The sequence below is a fragment of the Nocardioides eburneus genome (assembly GCF_040838215.1).
Classification (GTDB): Bacteria; Actinomycetota; Actinomycetes; order Propionibacteriales; family Nocardioidaceae; genus Nocardioides; species Nocardioides eburneus.
The window spans coordinates 99340-115760 of record NZ_JBFPJR010000006.1; the positions used below are offsets into that span (position 1 = coordinate 99340).

Below are 16421 nucleotides of genomic sequence, written 5' to 3' on the forward strand. Positions count from 1 at the left end.
GACGTGCAGGAGAGGGGCGGGTGCGTGAGCGAGACCGCGGGCGAGTTCACGCGCGTCCGGCGTGCCTTCTCACAGCCGACGCTCACCCTGCTCCACCAGCGACAGGCGCCGGTCGTGATCACCGTCTTCCGGCAGGCGTTCGGGCGCGACAACCGGCCGATCCCCACGGCCCGGCTCCATGCGCAGGTCGAGGGCTACCTCGGTGAGATCCGGCGCGCGGGCGAGGGTGACGTCCCTGCGGGCTCCGGCCGCGACCTGTGCCACCGCTGGATGCGTGGACAGTGGCTGGTGCGGTCGCTCGACGACAGCGGCCAGGAGGTCTATTCGCTGACCTCCCATGCGCAGCAGGCGCTGGAGCTGGTCAAGAGTCTCTCCCGTGAGCGCGCGACGCTCAGCGAGCACCGCATCGCGACGATCCTGGGGACGGTCCGGCGCTTCAACGCCGAGGCCAATCCCGATCGCGCCGCGCGTGTGACGATCCTCAACGAGGAGATCGCGCGACTCACCCTCGAGCGCGACCGGCTGGTCGACGGCGAGGAGCTGGCACCGGCCACCGACGACTACATGGAGGAGGGCTTCACCGAGCTGCTGAGCCTGGTGAGCGCGCTCCCCAGCGACTTCGCGCGGGTGGAGGAGCGGTTCGGCGAGATCCGCAGTGAGATCCTCGCCGCCTTCCGCGCCGAGGAGCGGCCGCCCGGTGACGTCATCGACGCCTACCTCGCCCGGGCCGACGCGCTGATGACCGCCACGCCCGAAGGACGCGCGTTCGAGGGGGCCTTCGCGCTGCTCCGCGACGACGCGCTCGTCTCCCAGCTCCGGGAGGACCTCACGGCGCTGCTCGACCACCCGGCCGCCGACCGGATCCTCGGCGAGGGCGAGCGCACCGAGCTGCGGGGGACGGTTCGGCTCGTCCGCGACGGTCTCGTCCGCGTGCTGACCCAGCGCTCTCGGGTGACAGCGGCGCTCAAGGACTACATCGTCGCCCACGACGCGGTCCGCGACCGCGAGCTCGAGCAGGCCCTGCGCTCGATCGAGTCGGAGCTGATGACCTGGGTGGCGCGCACCGGTCCCCGGGCGGTCGTCGAGCTGCCGCTGCTGCCGCCGCGAGCCTTCGTCGACCACCTCCGCGAGCGGTTCCACGACCCGGCCGACGACCGGCTGCCCGAACCGCTGGCGGCGGGTCCCGCGACGTCCGCCGACCCGGTCTCCCTCTGTGACCTCGTCGTCCAGGGCGGCCCCCGCATCGGGGCCCTGCGCGAGCAACTGGAGGCCGCCCGCGGGAAGCCTGAGCCGGCCTCTTCGCTGGGCGAGGTCTTCGCCGACCTGCCCGAGGACCTGCGGCGTCCGGTCGAGATCCTCGGGCTGCTCCAGCTCGCCGCCCAGGAGCAGCTCGCCGCCGACCGCGACGTCGAGATCTACCGCACCCGCCGTCCGGACGGCTCCGAGCGCGCCTTCGCGGTGCCTCGGGTGCCGCTGCCCGACGTCGGCCACACCGACCCGTCCACCGACCCAGGAGAGGCCAGCGCGTGACCGTGACCGACGAGGACCTCGCCGACGAGCTCGTCGAGGAGCCCGACGGCGAGGCGGCGACCGCCGTACGCGTCGAGGACGTCGAGGCGTCCGACCGCGAGCAGACCACCTCCGTCTCGCTGTTCGAGGGCGACGAGGGCGGTCTGGCGTACGCCGAACGGCGTCTCCTCGTGACGCTGCTCAAGCAGCGGTTCATCAGCAACCGGACCCATCCGCGCGACTGGCGGACGCTGCTCGACAACGAGCGGGTGATCCGCGGCCGGCTCAACGACCTCTTCCTCGACCTCGCCGTCGACCGGGTCCGGGAGGTCGCCTGGAAGCGCCAGGCGGTGGCCGAGGCGGGCCAGCGGTTCCCGACCCTGCTCTACGACGCCGCGTGGAGCAGGGAGGAGACGATCGTCCTGATCTGCCTGCGCGACCGCTTCCGCTCGGGGCTCGCGGCGGGCGAGGGCCGCGTGTTCGTCGACCGCGAGGACCTCGTGGACTACGTCGCCGGGTTCCGTCCTGCCCACGCCACCGACGTCGCCGGCGACGAGAAGCGAGCGCGCAACGCCGTCGCCTCGATCGTGAAGGCGGGCCTGCTCATCGGGACCGCGACCGACGAGCGCTACGAGATCAGCGAGGCCGTGGAGCCGCTCCTGCCGCTCGAGCTGCTGCAGGAGCTCCTGACCTCGCTCCGTGAGGCCAACGAGGGGCCGAGCGACCCGGTGGACGAGGTGGACACCGCCCTCTTCGAGGGCGAGGACGACGCGGAGGAGCAGGCGTGAGCATCACCGAGGAGCTCCACGAGAGCGTCGAGGACTCCGACGGTCTCTTCGACGAGGAGTCGGTGGCGACGCCCTCCGACGAGGCGGAGCAGTGGCGCGCCGACGTCCTCCAGCTGGTCAACTGGGGTGGCTTCGGCGGGCACGTGAGCGTCGACCTCAGCAGCGACGCGACGATGATGTCGGGCGCGTCGGGGGTGGGGAAGTCGACGCTCCTCGACGCCTACACGGCGCTGATGATGCCGTCCGACACCCGGTTCAACGGTGCGTCCAACGACGCGGTCGCGGGGCGTGCGCGCAGCGTCGGTCAGCGCAACCTGCTCTCCTACCTGCGTGGCGCGGTCGACGTCGTCGACGACCCTCGCACGGGGCGTCCCGTCGAGCGTCTCCTGCGGGGCAAGGGGGTCGACACCTGGGGCGCCGTCGCGATGACGTTCACCGGCGACCGTGGCCGGCGCTTCACGCTGCTGCGGACCTACTACGTCGGCCGGCGCGCCAGCCGCTCCAGCGACATCTCGATGCAGCTGGCCACGCTCGACGCCGACATCGACCTCGCCCACCTCGAGATCGCGGTCCCGGAGCGCTTCCACGCCAACGCGCTCAAGCGGCTCTACCCCGGACTCCGTGTCCATCAGACGTACGCCGAGTTCGCGGCCGTCCTCTACGCCCGGCTCGGCATCGGGGCGAACGGCGATGGCGCGAAGGCACTGCGCCTGCTCGCGCGCATCCAGGCCGGCAACCAGGTGCGCTCGGTCGATGAGCTCTACAAGGACATGGTGCTCGAGCGACCGGCGACCTACGCCGCCGCCGACCGCGCCATCGAGCACTTCGACGACCTCGAGCAGGCCTACACCGCCATGCGCGTCGAGCAGCAGAAGCTCGAGGTGCTCGCACCGATCACGGAGCTTCACGAGCGCAAGCTGCGGGCGAGCGCACGCGCCGCCGAGCTGGACGCGTTCGGGGTCACCCGGCCCGGCGACACCCCGATCCGGCTGTGGGTGCTGCGCACCCACGCGCGCCTGCTCGCTGCCGCGTCCGACGGCAACCGTGCGGCGCGGCGCGCTGTGGCCGCCGAGCTCGCCGCGGGGCGTCAGCAGGAGGGCCGCCTGCAGCGTGACCTCGAGGCCGCCAGGGTCGCCCACCGCGACGCCGGCGGCGGCGCGCTCGAAGTGCTCGCCGCCGAGCTCGACGCGGAGGAGCAGGTCCGTGAGGCGCGCCGCGGGCGTCGTACCTCCCTGCGCGAGCGGACCGCGATCCTCGCCGACCTGTTCTCCAACTCGGGGCTCGAGGCCGCGTTGTCCTCGGCCGCCGAGTTCGAGCGGCTCAGCGAGCGGGCGGCCGACTGGCTGGCCGACCCCGCGCAGGAGCAGGAGCGCCTGCACGCGGCACGTGACCGGCTCGTGGGCCGGAAGTACCCTCTCGCGCAGCGCTCCGCCGAGCTCCGTCGCGAACGGGAGGCGATGGAGCGCCGGCCCGGACGGGTGCCCGAGTCGCTGCACCAGCTCCGCACGGCGGTCGCCGAGGCCAGCGGCCTGCCGGTCGAGGAGCTGCCGTTCATCGCCGAGCTGATGGACGTCCGGCCCGAGGAGACGCGGTGGCGGACCGCCGTCGAGACCGTGCTCGGGGCGAGCGCACGGATCATGCTGGTCCCCGCCGACCGGCTCGAGGAGTTCTCCCGCGCGATCGACGCCGTCCAGCTGCGCGGCCGGCTCACCTTCGAGGGCGCCGAGCGCGACCTGCCGGCGCCGGACGCGGCCGATCCCGACCGCATCGCCGGCAAGCTCGTCGTCAAGGAGAGCCCGTACGCCGGTTGGGTGCTGCGCCACGTGGCCACCCCGTCCCGCAACGCGCTGTGCGTCGAGTCCGCCGCAGAGCTCGCCGGGTCCGGCCTGCGCGTCACCCCGGCCGGACAGACCCGCCACGGCGCCCGCGGCTCCCACGGTCGCGGCGACCAGCGCAGCATCATCGGCTTCAGCAACGCCGAGGCCGTCGCGGAGATCGATGCTGAGCTGGCCGAGCTCGAGGCCGCGTTGACCAGCCTCGACGGCGAGCTCGCCGACCACGACCGGCAGCTGCGCGTCCTGGAGGCGACCCGGGCGGCGTACGACGCGATCACACAGGTCGCCTTCGAGGACCTCGACGTCGCGGCGAGCACGGCGCGGATCGAGGCGCTGGAGGCGCGGCGCGACGAGATCCTGTCCGCCGACGACCGGCTGGCGACCCTCGAGACGCAGATCGCCGACCTGGAGAGGCAGCTGCAGGCGGCGGGGGAGCAGCGCTACGCGCTCGGCGCGCGGGAGAAGGAGCTCAACACCGAGCACGGTCTCCTCGTCGACGACGAGGACCAGGTCAACGACGAGCTGGAGCGCATCGAGGCGGGCCGGGTCGTGCTCAGCGAGGAGCAGAGCGTCCGCATCGACGAGGAGTTCGCCGCCGCGGTCGCGCCCGGAGACCCGGAGAGCCTCGACCAGTTCCACGCCAACTCGGCACGGCTGCAGGCACGCCTCACCGAGGCTGCGCGCCACCTGAGCGACGAGGTCGAGCAGGTCGACCGAGATCTCTCCGCGATCTTCCGCAGCTATCTCTTCACCTGGGAGGACCCCAACCTCAGCGCGTCGCCCGAGGCCTATCCCGACTTCGCTCGCATCCTCGGTGAGATCGAGGCCACCGGCCTGGCACAGCGCCGGGCGGAGTGGCGCCGTCGGCTCACCGAGTGGAGCGGCCAGGACCTCGTCCCGCTCGCGGGTGCGATGGCGTCCTCCGTGGAGGAGATCGAGGACCGGCTCGAGCCGATCAACGCCATCCTGCGTCGGCTCGAGTTCGGCGCCGAGCGGGACCGGCTGCGGATCCGGCTGCGCAAGCTCGCACCGGCCCATGTGCAGCTCTTCCTACGTGACCTGCGGGCGCTCTCCGCGGGTGTCCCCAAGGACCTCACCGACGAGCAGCTCGAGCAGCGCTTCGCCCAGCTGTCGCGGTTCATGAACCAGCTGCGCCGGCCGCGGGACGCCGTGGAGGCCGGTCTCTCCGAGCGCGACCGGCTGCTCGACGTACGCCGTCATGTCGAGGTCAGCGCCGAGCGCTACGACTACCTCACCGGCGAGGTCCGCGCGACCTTCCGCACCCTGGGGGAGAAGTCCGGGGGAGAGTCGCAGGAGCTGGTCGCCTTCATCGTCGGCTCGGCGCTGCGCTTCCGGCTCGGCGACGAGCTGCGGTCGCGGCCGCGCTTCGCGCCGGTCTTCCTCGACGAGGGGTTCGTGAAGGCGGACTCGGAGTTCGCCGGCCGTGCGGTCGCCGCCTGGAAGGGGCTGGGCTTCCAGCTCGTCATCGGCGTGCCGCTCGACAAGGTGACCGGCCTCGAGCCTCACATGGACCGGCTGCTCGTGATCACCAAGAACACCGAGACCCACCTGTCCAGCATCGTCGCCATCAGCGATGCTGATCGGGCTGACGGCTGACGGCTGAGGGCCGACGGCTGACGGGTCCTCAGCGTCCGCTGAAGTTGGGCGCCCACGGCGCGTCGTCGAGCCCGACCCGCGCGAGCGCGTCGGCGGTGAGGGAGGCGAGGGCGGTGAGCGCCCGGAGCTCGTCCGGCGTGGCCTGGTGATGGCGGGCCCAGTAGGCGCCGAGCGCGGCGACCGGCTCCCGCACACCGACCGGCACCATGAGCAGGCTTCGCACGTACGTCGGCCGGTAGGCCTCCAGCGGGATGCGGATGTCCTGCTCGATGTCGGGCACGACAGCGGGCGCCGCGTGGATCATCGCCCAGCCCGAGATGCAGGTCTCGATCGGGAAGCGTTGCCCTTTCCACAGCGGGGCGATCGAGTCCTCGTCGGCATAGAAGCACCGCTCGCCCTCGCGGAGGATGAACGTCGCGCCGTCCGCGTCGCAGGAGCGGCGCGCGAGGTGGCGTACGACGTCGGCGACGCCCACGACCGAGGTCGCCGCATCGATCGCCGCCACGTCCGCCGCGTCGATGGTCATCCCATGCCTCCTGGTCGCAGGCCCGAGATGCCTCTCCCGATTCTGGGGCCGGCCGAGCGGGGGATCAAGGCTGTGTCCGTCGAGGTGGAGGAAGGGTCAGTGCGCGCCGGCGAGATGCCCGGAGAGCCGCTCGTACATCGCCGTACTCGCCTCGTTGAGGCCGCGGACGTCGACGGTGGTGCCGTGGCGTTGGTACTTCGTGGTGACGGCGTCGAGCGCGGCCACGGTCGAGGCGTCCCAGATGTGGGCGTCGGTGAAGTCGATGACGACGTACGCCGGATCCGGCCCACCACGTCGCCGAGGGCCATCAGCAGGACGAAGAGGATCGCGATCGCGACGGCGACCACCGGGTAGACCGCCCACGGGATGGCTGCCGGGATCCTCGCGGTGCCTCGGAGCGGGTCAGCTCTGCTCCAGGGTCGCATCCACGCTGATCTGTGCGCCGGCGAACAAGCGCGAGACCGGGCACAGTGCGGCGGCTTGGTCGACGGCGGCCCGGAACCTCGCCTCGTCCGCGCCCGGGACGCTCGCGCGCACGGTGATCCGCGACCTGGTGATCGTCGGCTTGCCGTCGACCTCGTCGAGGGTCACGGTCGCCCCGACGGAGGTCTTCTCGGCCGGGATGTGCTGCTCGCCGAGCACGAGGTTGAGCGCCATCGCGAAGCAGGAGGAGTGCGCCGCCGCAAGCAGCTCCTCGGGACTCGTCTTGCCGCCGGGCTGCTCGGTCCGCGACGCCCAGGTCACCTCGAGAGGCTCGTAGGCCCCGCTGTCCGGGGTGATGCGGCCCGCGCCGCGCGCCAGGGAGCCCACCCAGTCGGTGCGTGCGGTTCGGTCGGCAATCGCCATGTCGGCTCCTTCGTCGGTTCTCCGGCTGCGCGGCGGCCCGCCGCGCCGGCCATGGTTTGTTCAATACATCCTTGTATTTATCACGAGTTCGGCGCGTGACGCCGGTCTGGACGCCCGTTGGATTATCACAACTTGGGCTAGTATCAATGGTGGTGGCCGGAACGGCGGGCGTGAGCAGCCAAGGAGGCGGGGCTGCCGGCCGGCGGCCGGAAGGCATCTGGAGCCATCCGAAGACACCGAAGAGGGAGATCTCACGTCCATGCTGAGCCTGTCGGCTGCGTTGACACGCGAGCACCGCGACATCGATGCCGGCATTGAGGCGTTCGTCGACGGTCTTGACCGTGGCGCGGTGGAGCTCGAGCCGCTGCTGACCGCCTTCGAGGCGTTGCGACGCCACATCTACCTCGAGGAGACGTTCCTCTTCCCGCCGATCCGGCAGGCAGGTGTGCTCATGCCCGTGCTCGTGATGCTGCGTGAGCACGGCGCGCTGTGGACGCTCATGGACCGGCTCACCGAGCTGGTGCTGGACCATGCCGATCCCGTCGAGGTCGAGCTGCGCTCGACCTGCCATGAGCTTCTGGCCCAGCTCGAGCAGCACAACACCAAGGAGGAGCCGATCATCTACCCGCACGCCGAGACCGACCTGACCGAGGACGCCGGCGCTGAGCTGGCCGAGTTCTTGCAGCGGGGCACGACGCCTGAGGGATGGGTCTGCGAGGCCGCCCACGCTCGCTGACGTGCGATTACGAGCACCGCGGCGCTTCTCCACGTGCGGGGGAGGGCGACAAGAATTCAGCGGCCGCTGACCTCTGCTACCGTCATCAACGGTTGCTGAATGAGGAGGCGCTGTGGCCCCGAACGCGAAGGATGGCCGCACCGGTCGTCGCCGAGGGCATCCCGAGACCCGCCTCGAGATCCTGCAGGCCGCCCGGAGTCTGTTCGCCGAGCGCGGATTCGCCGGCACCTCCGTGCGTGCGGTGGCGTCGGCGGCCGGCGTCGACGTGGCGCTCGTCTACCACTACTTCGAGAGCAAGGACGGGCTGTCTCGCGCGGCGCTGGAGCTGCCGATCGACCCGACGGCGCTGGTGGCGCACATCGTCGCGCACGGTACGGACGAGGCCCCGCGTCGGCTCGCGGAGACGTTTCTCGAGGTCTGGGACTCTCCGGAGACGGGGCCCGCCATGGTCGGGTTCCTGCGCCGGGTGCTGGCCGACGAGAAGTCGAGCGTTCTCGTGCGTGACTTCGTGAGTGCCACGCTCTTGCGCAACGCCGCAGGGCAGCTGTTGAGCGACGTCGATCCGGACGAGGCGCGTGAGCGGATGGCTCTGGTGGTCAGCCAGATGCTGGGCGTCGTTGTCCTGCGGAAGGTGCTGCGGGTCGAGCCGATCGCCTCCATGCCTGCCGACAGGTTGGCCGGCGCGCTGACCGCGACCGTCGCCCGCTATCTGCGCGGCGAGGTGTTCGATCTCGAGCTCACCGAGATCGACGCGATCCGATCGTCCGACACGTCAGGAAGCAGGAATCCATGACCGCCACATCGCAGGCCGGTTCCATGCCCGCCATCAGCATCGAAGGACTGGTCAAGGAGTTCGGCTCCTTCCGCGCTCTCGACGGGCTCGATCTCGAGGTGGCACGCGGCGAGGTGCATGGGTTCCTCGGACCCAATGGGGCAGGCAAGTCCACCACGATCCGCGTCCTGCTCGGCCTGTTGAGGGCCAACGCCGGACGGGTCGGGCTGCTCGGCGGCGATCCGTGGCGTGACGTGGTCGCGCTGCATCGGCGGCTGGCCTACGTGCCGGGTGACGTGGTGCTGTGGCCAGGGCTGTCGGGTGGCGAGGCGATCGACCTGCTGGGCAACCTTCGCGGCGGCCTGGACAAGGCACGTCGCGCCGATCTGATCGAGCGCTTCGAGCTCGATCCCACCAAGCGTGGGCGCCAATACTCCAAGGGCAACCGGCAGAAGGTCGCGATCGTTGCCGCGCTTGCCTCCGATGTCGAGCTGCTCATCCTCGACGAGCCGACCTCGGGTCTGGATCCGCTGATGGAGGCCGTCTTCCAGGAGGAGATCGCGAAGGAGAAGGCCAAGGGCACGACCGTCCTGCTCTCGAGCCACATCATGAGCGAGGTCGAGGCCCTCGCCGACCGGGTCTCCATCATCCGACAGGGCAGGATCGTCCAGACCGGCACACTGGCCGACCTGCGTGGCCAGACCCGGTTGAGGGTGAAGGCCGTGCTGGAGCGGCCACCGGCCGACGTCTCCATGCTGGCTCCGCTGCACGACCCGGTGATCGACGAACACCACCGGTTGACCGCGACCGTCGAGCCGGACCGCGTCAACGAGGCCATGACCGTCCTGACCGGCTTCCAGATGTCGACGCTCACCGTCGAGCCGGCCTCGCTCGAGGAGCTCTTCCTCCGTCAGTACGACGACCAGACGGCGGCGACGGCATGACGTACGCGCCGCCGGTCGACGCCGTGCCCGATCACGAGGACCGCCTCGGTCTGACCGGGACCAAGCCACTGCTCGTGGTCACCCTGCGTCAGGATGTTCGCAACATCGCCCCGTGGGTCGTGTTGATCTCGGTTCTCTCGGCGTCCTCGATCCTGGCCTACGCCTGGATCTTCCCTGATGCCTCGGACCGTGCTCAGCTCGCGGTGGCGCTGGGTGGCAACCCCGCGCTGTCGCTGCTCTTCGGTCCGGCACGCGATCTGATGACCGCCGACGGGTTCAACGCCTGGCGCGCCGGCCAGTTGGGCGTCCTCTTCTCCGGCCTCATGGCGATCCTGGTGGTGGTGCGCAACAGTCGCGCCAACGAGGACTCCGGCCAGGCCGAGCTGATCGCTTCCGGCGTCGTCGCGCGCCGCGCACGACTCGCGGTTGCCGTCGCGATCGCCGCCATGGCCTCACTCGCCCTCGGGGTCGTGTGCTTCCTGATCACGATCGCATGTGGCGGCGGGATCACCGCGACGCTGATCTTGTCCGCGACGTTCACCGCGTCGGGACTCATCTTCGCCGGTGTCGCGGCCGTGGCCGCACAGCTTGGCTCCGACGCCCGCACCGCCTCCACCCTCGCGATCGCAACCCTCGGTGTCTGCTACGTGCTCCGCGGCTACATCGACTCCAGTGGCGCCGCCGACTGGGTCAGTTGGCTGACCCCGCTCGGCTGGTTGGAGGAGACGCGGCCCGCCACCGGCAACCAACCCTGGCCCCTGCTGGCCGCGCTCGCACTCGCCGTCGTACTCGTGCTGATCGCCTTCGTGCTCCAGAGCCGCCGAGACTTCGCACAGGGCATGATCGCCACCCGTCCCGGTCCCGCGCGGGCCGGACTCGCCGGCAACGTCTGGGGTCTCGCCCTCAAGGCGAATCGGGCCTCCCTGATCTCCTGGCTGGGCGCTTTCGCAGCACTCGGACTCGTCTTCGGAAACCTGGCTAGCTCCATCGGCGGTGTGATCGCCGACAACCCGGCGATGGCCCAGGTGCTCGCCTCCGGAGCGGTCGATCCTTCCGAGCTCGCCTTCGCGTTCCTGGTCACCATCCTGCAGATCATCGCCATCATCGTGGCCGTCATGGGCGTGCAGGTCGTGCTCCGTGTCTACAGCGAGGAGACCGACTACCGCGTCGAGCCGCTTCTCGCCGGTTCGCTGCCCCGCACGACCTATCTGGCCAGCAATGTCCTGGTGGCGCTGGCAGGCACCGCGCTGGCGTTGCTGTTCGCAGGTATCACCCTGGGCCTGGTCGCCTCTGCCAGGGACGACACGATCTCGCTGGGCCGCGTGATCGAACAGGCGCTGGCCACCATCCCCGCCGTGTGGGCGCTCGTCGCTCTCGCCGTCGCCGCTGTCGGAGTCCGGCCGGCCGCGAGGCTCGTCGCTTGGCTGGGGATCGTCGCCACGTTCGGCCTCACCGTCCTCGGCCCGACCTTCAAGCTGTGGGACTGGGCGCTCGACATCAGCCCGCTGCGTCATGTTCCCAACGTCTCCGGCCCCTCGCCGGACTGGGCCGGCCTGGTCGGGCTCGGCGCCGCTGCTCTCGTGCTGTTGGGCGGCGGGTTCGTCGGTTACCGACGCCGTGACATCGTCTGACTTCCGGTCGTCTGTGTATCGCGCCTGGATTCGTGACCTCTGAGTTATCCACAGCCGGCGTCGGAGGCGTTGCTCGGAGATGTGACTCGCCCCCAGGCTTGCTCCATGGGCTATCAGACAGACTTCGTTGGCTACCTCCAGATCGAGCCGCCGCTCGGACCGCGTGAGCGCTCGTTCATCAACCGGATCTCCGGATCTCCGTTCTTGGAGGAGTCGAGCGGTGCACTCCGCGTGGCCGACGAGGACGATGAGGTCCTTCGGGAGCTGACGAGCCACGCTCCTCGCGGCTGGTCCAACTGGACCGTCTGTCCTCAGGGCTGTTGCCTGAGCTACGACGGGGGTGACAAGGCGAACTACATGGTGCCTTGGCTCAGGTTCCTGATGGACACCTTCCTCGTCCCAGGCGCAACGGCCGAAGGGATCAGCGGCATGACCTGCGATCACGTCCTGACCGGCATGGTTGTCGGCTCTCGTCGTGACACCAGGGAGCTGTACTCGATCACGGTTCGCAACAACGACGTCGAGGTTGAGCTCCTGTGGCCTGGCAACCCGCAGTGGAGTGACTATCCGAGGCTCGCCTATCAGGTCCAGATCGATCACTTCCGCGACTGGGTCGCCGACCAGAAGGCCAGACCGAATCGGGGGCGAGCGCGCAACAACGAAGGCCCCGGCTGAACCGGGACCTTCATTCGAGGCTGATCTGAGGTCGTAATAGTGACTGAATGGCCCCTGCCGACCTGCGGAAACGTTGCTTGGGTGGTCGCTGGATACGCTCTGGGTACGCTCGGGAACACGGGATCACAGCCTCTCGCGGTTCGCCCGGACGGTCGTCGTGACGTCGTCGAGGCTGATTCGGGTGCCGTGGATGAGTGCCTGAGCCGCCTCGAACCCAGTGCGGATCGCCTTCCGGGCATCGGCATGGGGGTCGAAAGCCGGGCTGTCGGCGTACCCGCCTTCGGGGCGTGGGCTCCAGGAGAATCCTGCTTCGTCGCCGCTCTGAGGCCCGGCCGTCACGACGGCACGGACGACGGCCGTTGCTTCCACACCGATCTGGTCGACCAGGATCTCGAAGACCTGCTCTTCGGTCTGCTGGCGCGAGTTCACGCCGAGCCGGTGGGCCTCGCGCAGGATGTCCGGGTAGTCGACGGCCAGCCGCATGAGGAGCGTGCCCGCGTCGACCAGCTCGATCCCGCGCTTGGCCATCCAATCCCTCGGGAAGTGACGGACATTCTGCGTCAACAGCAGCTCCGCATTGGCTGAGAGTGCTGCGGCGAGGACGTGACGGTCCTTCGCATCCATCTCGACCTTGGCGACTCGCGTCTCGTCATGCTTCTTGACCTCCACAAGCGCTGTTGGGATGAAGGCGCTCAGCCGGTCGACGAGGACGTCGGCATCCTCCTGCGAGAAGTCGAACTTGTCGATGAGGTTGCGGGTCGTCTCATCGAGGATGCCGTCGCTCCAGTGGATGTCGAGCGCGCCCAACTTCGCGGCGTACACGAAGTAGTCGCGGAGTGTCCGAGAGATCAGGATGTTCGCATCGGCGAGCGTGACCGAGATCGTCAATCGACATTTCCGTACTTGTTCGCCAACTCGGCCACGACGGCCATGTGGTCCTCGTCGAGGAACTCGCGCAGCTTCTGGATCGAGGTCGCCGGGATGCGGTGGTGCTTGCCGACCATGCGGAACTCGATGCCGCGACGCTCGATCATGCGCATCAGCGTCGGACGGGACATCCCGAGAATCTTCGCCGCCTCGGTCGTGGTGAACTCCTGCTTGGCGGGGACGACCACAGCCCCCGTGGTCTGCTCGGCGTCCAGCAGGGCGAGCACCTTCTTCGCGCTCTCGCGGGGGAGTCGCAGGGTCACCTCGATCTCGGGCTGGTCACTGGCCAGGCCCGAGCGGAGGACCTGGACGTCCTCGGTGAGTGCAGTGCTCATGTCGCCTCCCGGCAGCCTCGAACTCCTAAGTGCTCTAAGTGTACACGGCTGGGGAGTGCTGGCGGCGAGCGGAAATCGACGCCTGTCGTTGGTCCGCAGCGAGCATCTTGCGGACTCTTTGCGGACTAGGACGAAACGAACCGGCCCCTGATTCTGCGTTTCCGCAGGTCAGGGGCCGGTTCGTCAGGCGGTGAGGCCTAGATGTCGTAATAGAGCTCGAACTCGTGCGGGTGAGGGCGCTGCTGCACGGGCAGGATCTCGTTGGTGCGCTTGTAGTCGACCCAGGTCTCGATCAGGTCGGGGGTGAAGACATCGCCGACGGTGAGGAAGTCCTGGTCCTCCTCGAGCGCCGTGAGGACGGCGTCGAGCGTGGTCGGGACCTGGGCGATCTCCGCCATCTCGTCCGGCGGGAGCTCGTAGATGTCCTTGTCGACCGGCGCGGGCGGCTCGATCTTGTTCTGGATGCCGTCGATGCCGGCGAGCAGCAGGGCGGCGAAGGCCAGGTACGGGTTCGAGGACGGGTCGGGGAAGCGGGCCTCGATGCGCTTGGCCTTGGCGTTGGAGCCGGTGATCGGGATGCGGACCGCGGCGGAGCGGTTGCGCGAGGAGTAGACCAGCGAGACCGGCGCCTCGAAGCCGGGGACCAGGCGGTGGTAGGAGTTCACCGTCGGGTTGGTCCAGGCCAGCAGCGCGGGGGCGTGCTTGAGGATGCCGCCGATGTACCAGCGGGCGGTGTCGGAGAGGCCGCCGTACCCGGTCTCGTCGTAGAACAGCGGCTCGCCGTTGTTCCAGATCGACTGGTGCACGTGCATGCCGGAGCCGTTGTCACCGAAGATCGGCTTCGGCATGAAGGTGACGGTCTTGCCGGCGTGCCAGGCGGTGTTGCGGATGATGTACTTGAACTTCATCACGTCGTCGGCCGCGGCCAGGAGCGTGTTGAAGCGGTAGTTGATCTCGGCCTGGCCCGCGGTGCCGACCTCGTGGTGGGCGCGCTCGACGAGCAGGCCGGCGGCCTCGAGGTTCTTGACCATGGTGTCGCGCAGGTCGGTGAAGTGGTCGGTCGGGGCGACGGGGAAGTAGCCGCCCTTGTACTTCACCTTGTAGCCGCGGTTCTCGCGCTCGAAGCCCGCGCCGCTGTTCCACGCGCCGGCCTCGGAGTCGATCTCGTAGTAGCCGGTGTTCTGCTTCGTCTCGAAGCGGACGTTGTCGAAGATGTAGAACTCCGCCTCGGGGGCGAAGAAGGCGGTGTCGCCGATGCCGGTCGTCGCGAGGTAGGAGACCGCCTTGCGGGCGATGTTGCGCGGGTCGCGCGAGTACGCCTCGCCGGTGATCGGGTCATGGACGAAGAAGTTCAGCGCCAGCGTCTTGGCCGCACGGAACGGGTCGATGAACGCGGTGGTCACATCGGGGAACAGCGCCATGTCGGACTCGTTGATGGCCTGGAAGCCACGGATCGAGGAGCCGTCGAACGCGAGGCCGCTCTCGAGGACGTCCGGGGTGAAGGACGAGACCGGCACGGTGAAGTGCTGCTGGATGCCCGGCAGATCCATGAAGCGGATGTCGATCATCTCGACACCCTCGTCCTTGATGTACTTGAACAACTCGTCGGGGTTGCTGAACATTCGTCCTCCTTGGCTCCCCGTGGCCGGTGAGCCAGTACTTGTCTCGCGAGATGACCGCCCGGGCCCATGAGCCCGACCGTGCCTGCAACCTAGGCAGGGGCGGTTGCGAGGTCATCACGTGATTGTTTCCGGCATGTAACAGGTTCCGGAGCGCGAGCGTAGACCAACCCGACCTCCGCCGGGCGGGACGGGGCCTTCTACGCTTGGCCCCGTGACGGATCCGACCGCCCCGAGCTCACGCGCGCTGCCCTTCGAGACCGCGTCGTGGGCACGCCGGGTCCTGGCGCTCGTCATCGACTGGTTCGCCTCGTGGTTCGTGGTGGCGCTCATCCTCGGGTGGGACCACGTCGCGCGCACGGGCTCCAACGCCTCCTGGTGGACCTTGGCGGTGTTCGTCGTCGAGTCGACCGCCCTCACCTCACTGGCCGGCGGATCGTTCGGCAAGCTCGCCACCCGCCTCCGCACGGTGCGTACGACGCCGGGCGGCCGCGACCCTCGGCCGCTCGATCCGCTCCGCGCTCTCGCCCGCCAGATCATGGTCGCGGTCGTGATCCCTCCGCTGATCTTCCGGCCGGACGGACGTGGCCTCCACGACCTGGCCGCGGGCACTGCCACGGTGACCCTGCAGACCTATCGGTCGGCCTTTCTCCGACCCTGACGCCGAGGCGGGTTTGCCGGGGGAGTGACAGGGTAGGGACCATCCGACAAGTTCGTGTTCCCGATCGAAAGGCCAGGGCTGATGTCAGCTCCCTCGTCCCGCTTCCCATGGCGCCGCGCACTCGCCGGCGGCGTCGCCGCACTCGCACTGACGAGCCTTGCCGCGTGCGGCGGGGGTGACTCGGACTCGGGCTCCAGCAGCGTCTTCGACTCCGAGGCCAGTTCCTCATCGGCGGCTGCCTCCGGGTCGTCGGACCACCAGCCGGGCGACACGGTCGCCGCCGACGAGATGGCCAGTCTCTACAAGAAGGCGTTGTCCGACGTGAAGACCGCCCACATGACGATGTCAGGGAAGGTCTCGGTTGGGGGCCAGTCACTCACCATGGACGGCGAGGGCGACGTCTCGATGAATCCCCTGGCCGAGGACGTGACCATGTCGATGATGGGCCAGAAGATGCGCCTGATCATGGTCGACGGCGTGGAGTACCTCCAGGCCGATGCCAGCAGCGACACCTGGCTCAAGATGAACCTCGCCGACGTCGCCAAGGAGAGCGGGATGGGTGACCTCTCCAGCGCGCTCACCAACCCGCTCTCGATGATCGACGCGATGTCGGACGCGATCACCAAGGCGACGTACGTCGGCAGCGACAGCACCGGCGAGCACTACCAGGCCACCGTCGACATGAAGAAGGCGATGGAGGCGACCAGCGGCAAGGCGACGCTGCCCGCAGGCGTCCCGGCGTCCATGGACGAGGACATGTGGTTCGACAAGGACGGCCACCTCGCGAAGATGACGATCGACATGGGCGACTCCGGCTCGGTGGAGACCGAGATGAGCGACTACGGCAAGTCCGTGGACATCGAGGCGCCGCCGGCCAGCAAGGTGACCGACATGGGCTCTCTCGGCGGTCTCCCGACCTCCTGAGCTCAGCGCCCGGCCCGCGGGCCCGGATCAGACGAACGGCGCCCGGCTGCGAGAAGCAGCCGGGCGCCGTTCGTAC

16 protein-coding genes are annotated in these 16421 nt (G+C 69.4%); 10 read left to right on the top strand and 6 right to left on the bottom strand.

The window, feature by feature from the left end; all coding sequences use genetic code 11:
• The first annotated feature begins 24 nt into the window (after positions 1-24).
• From AB3X52_RS05085 to AB3X52_RS05095, 3 genes are read left to right on the top strand one after another with little or no spacing between them, the layout of a single operon-like run.
• Positions 25-1530, top strand: a complete 1506-nt coding sequence (locus AB3X52_RS05085; protein ID WP_367991936.1) for a DUF3375 domain-containing protein — start codon at positions 25-27, stop codon at positions 1528-1530.
• Positions 1527-2297, top strand: a complete 771-nt coding sequence (locus AB3X52_RS05090; protein WP_367991938.1) for a DUF4194 domain-containing protein — start codon at positions 1527-1529, stop codon at positions 2295-2297. The genes AB3X52_RS05085 and AB3X52_RS05090 overlap by 4 nt, the downstream gene beginning before the upstream one ends.
• Positions 2294-5749: an ATP-binding protein gene (locus AB3X52_RS05095; RefSeq protein WP_367991940.1), complete on the top strand. Its 3456-nt coding sequence runs from the start codon at positions 2294-2296 to the stop codon at positions 5747-5749. Before AB3X52_RS05090 ends, AB3X52_RS05095 begins: the two co-directional genes overlap by 4 nt.
• Positions 5750-5777: 28 nt before the next feature.
• Here the strand turns inward: AB3X52_RS05095 and AB3X52_RS05100 are convergent, their stop codons facing one another.
• The 3 genes from AB3X52_RS05100 to AB3X52_RS05110 all read right to left on the bottom strand — a co-directional run bounded on the left by AB3X52_RS05100 (position 5778) and on the right by AB3X52_RS05110 (position 7121).
• Positions 5778-6275: a GAF domain-containing protein gene (locus AB3X52_RS05100; protein ID WP_367991942.1), complete on the bottom strand. Its 498-nt coding sequence runs from the start codon at positions 6273-6275 to the stop codon at positions 5778-5780.
• A gap of 96 nt (positions 6276-6371) precedes the next feature.
• Positions 6372-6638, bottom strand: a complete 267-nt coding sequence (locus tag AB3X52_RS05105; protein ID WP_367991944.1) for an STAS domain-containing protein — start codon at positions 6636-6638, stop codon at positions 6372-6374.
• 39 nt (positions 6639-6677) lie between these two features.
• Positions 6678-7121, bottom strand: a complete 444-nt coding sequence (locus tag AB3X52_RS05110) for an OsmC family peroxiredoxin (RefSeq protein WP_367991946.1) — start codon at positions 7119-7121, stop codon at positions 6678-6680.
• A 259-nt stretch (positions 7122-7380) separates the two neighbouring features.
• Between AB3X52_RS05110 and AB3X52_RS05115 the strand changes: the two genes are divergently transcribed.
• The 5 genes from AB3X52_RS05115 (at position 7381) to AB3X52_RS05135 (ending at position 11879) form a co-directional block, all read left to right on the top strand.
• On the top strand, positions 7381-7857 hold the full coding sequence (locus tag AB3X52_RS05115) for a hemerythrin domain-containing protein (protein ID WP_367991948.1): 477 nt from the start codon (positions 7381-7383) through the stop codon (positions 7855-7857).
• A gap of 112 nt (positions 7858-7969) precedes the next feature.
• Positions 7970-8650, top strand: coding sequence for a TetR/AcrR family transcriptional regulator (locus tag AB3X52_RS05120; protein WP_367991950.1), 681 nt, complete (start codon positions 7970-7972; stop codon positions 8648-8650).
• Positions 8647-9573 carry an ABC transporter ATP-binding protein gene (locus AB3X52_RS05125; protein ID WP_367991952.1) on the top strand — a complete coding sequence of 309 codons (927 nt, stop codon included), beginning with the start codon at positions 8647-8649 and terminating at the stop codon, positions 9571-9573. The genes AB3X52_RS05120 and AB3X52_RS05125 overlap by 4 nt, the downstream gene beginning before the upstream one ends.
• On the top strand, positions 9570-11204 hold the full coding sequence (locus AB3X52_RS05130; RefSeq protein WP_367991954.1) for an ABC transporter permease: 1635 nt from the start codon (positions 9570-9572) through the stop codon (positions 11202-11204). The genes AB3X52_RS05125 and AB3X52_RS05130 overlap by 4 nt, the downstream gene beginning before the upstream one ends.
• A gap of 105 nt (positions 11205-11309) precedes the next feature.
• Complete coding sequence (locus AB3X52_RS05135; protein ID WP_367991956.1) at positions 11310-11879, top strand: hypothetical protein; 570 nt, start codon at positions 11310-11312, stop codon at positions 11877-11879.
• 123 nt (positions 11880-12002) lie between these two features.
• On the opposite strand, the gene AB3X52_RS05140 is transcribed toward AB3X52_RS05135, so the two are convergent.
• The 3 genes from AB3X52_RS05140 to glnA form a co-directional block, all read right to left on the bottom strand.
• A complete protein-coding gene (locus tag AB3X52_RS05140; protein ID WP_367991958.1) occupies positions 12003-12767 on the bottom strand; it encodes a PIN domain-containing protein in 765 nt (254 codons plus the stop codon).
• On the bottom strand, positions 12764-13141 hold the full coding sequence (locus tag AB3X52_RS05145) for a helix-turn-helix domain-containing protein (protein WP_367991960.1): 378 nt from the start codon (positions 13139-13141) through the stop codon (positions 12764-12766). Before AB3X52_RS05145 ends, AB3X52_RS05140 begins: the two co-directional genes overlap by 4 nt.
• Before the next feature lie 197 nt (positions 13142-13338).
• Positions 13339-14763 carry a type I glutamate--ammonia ligase gene (gene glnA / locus AB3X52_RS05150; protein ID WP_367991962.1) on the bottom strand — a complete coding sequence of 475 codons (1425 nt, stop codon included), beginning with the start codon at positions 14761-14763 and terminating at the stop codon, positions 13339-13341.
• A gap of 211 nt (positions 14764-14974) precedes the next feature.
• Between glnA and AB3X52_RS05155 the strand changes: the two genes are divergently transcribed.
• Positions 14975-15421 (top strand): RDD family protein, encoded by a 447-nt coding sequence (locus AB3X52_RS05155; RefSeq protein WP_367991964.1) that lies wholly within the window; start codon positions 14975-14977, stop codon positions 15419-15421.
• Between the two features lie 81 nt (positions 15422-15502).
• A complete protein-coding gene (locus AB3X52_RS05160; protein WP_367991966.1) occupies positions 15503-16345 on the top strand; it encodes an SCO4651 family lipoprotein in 843 nt (280 codons plus the stop codon).
• The last annotated feature ends 76 nt before the right edge of the window (positions 16346-16421 follow it).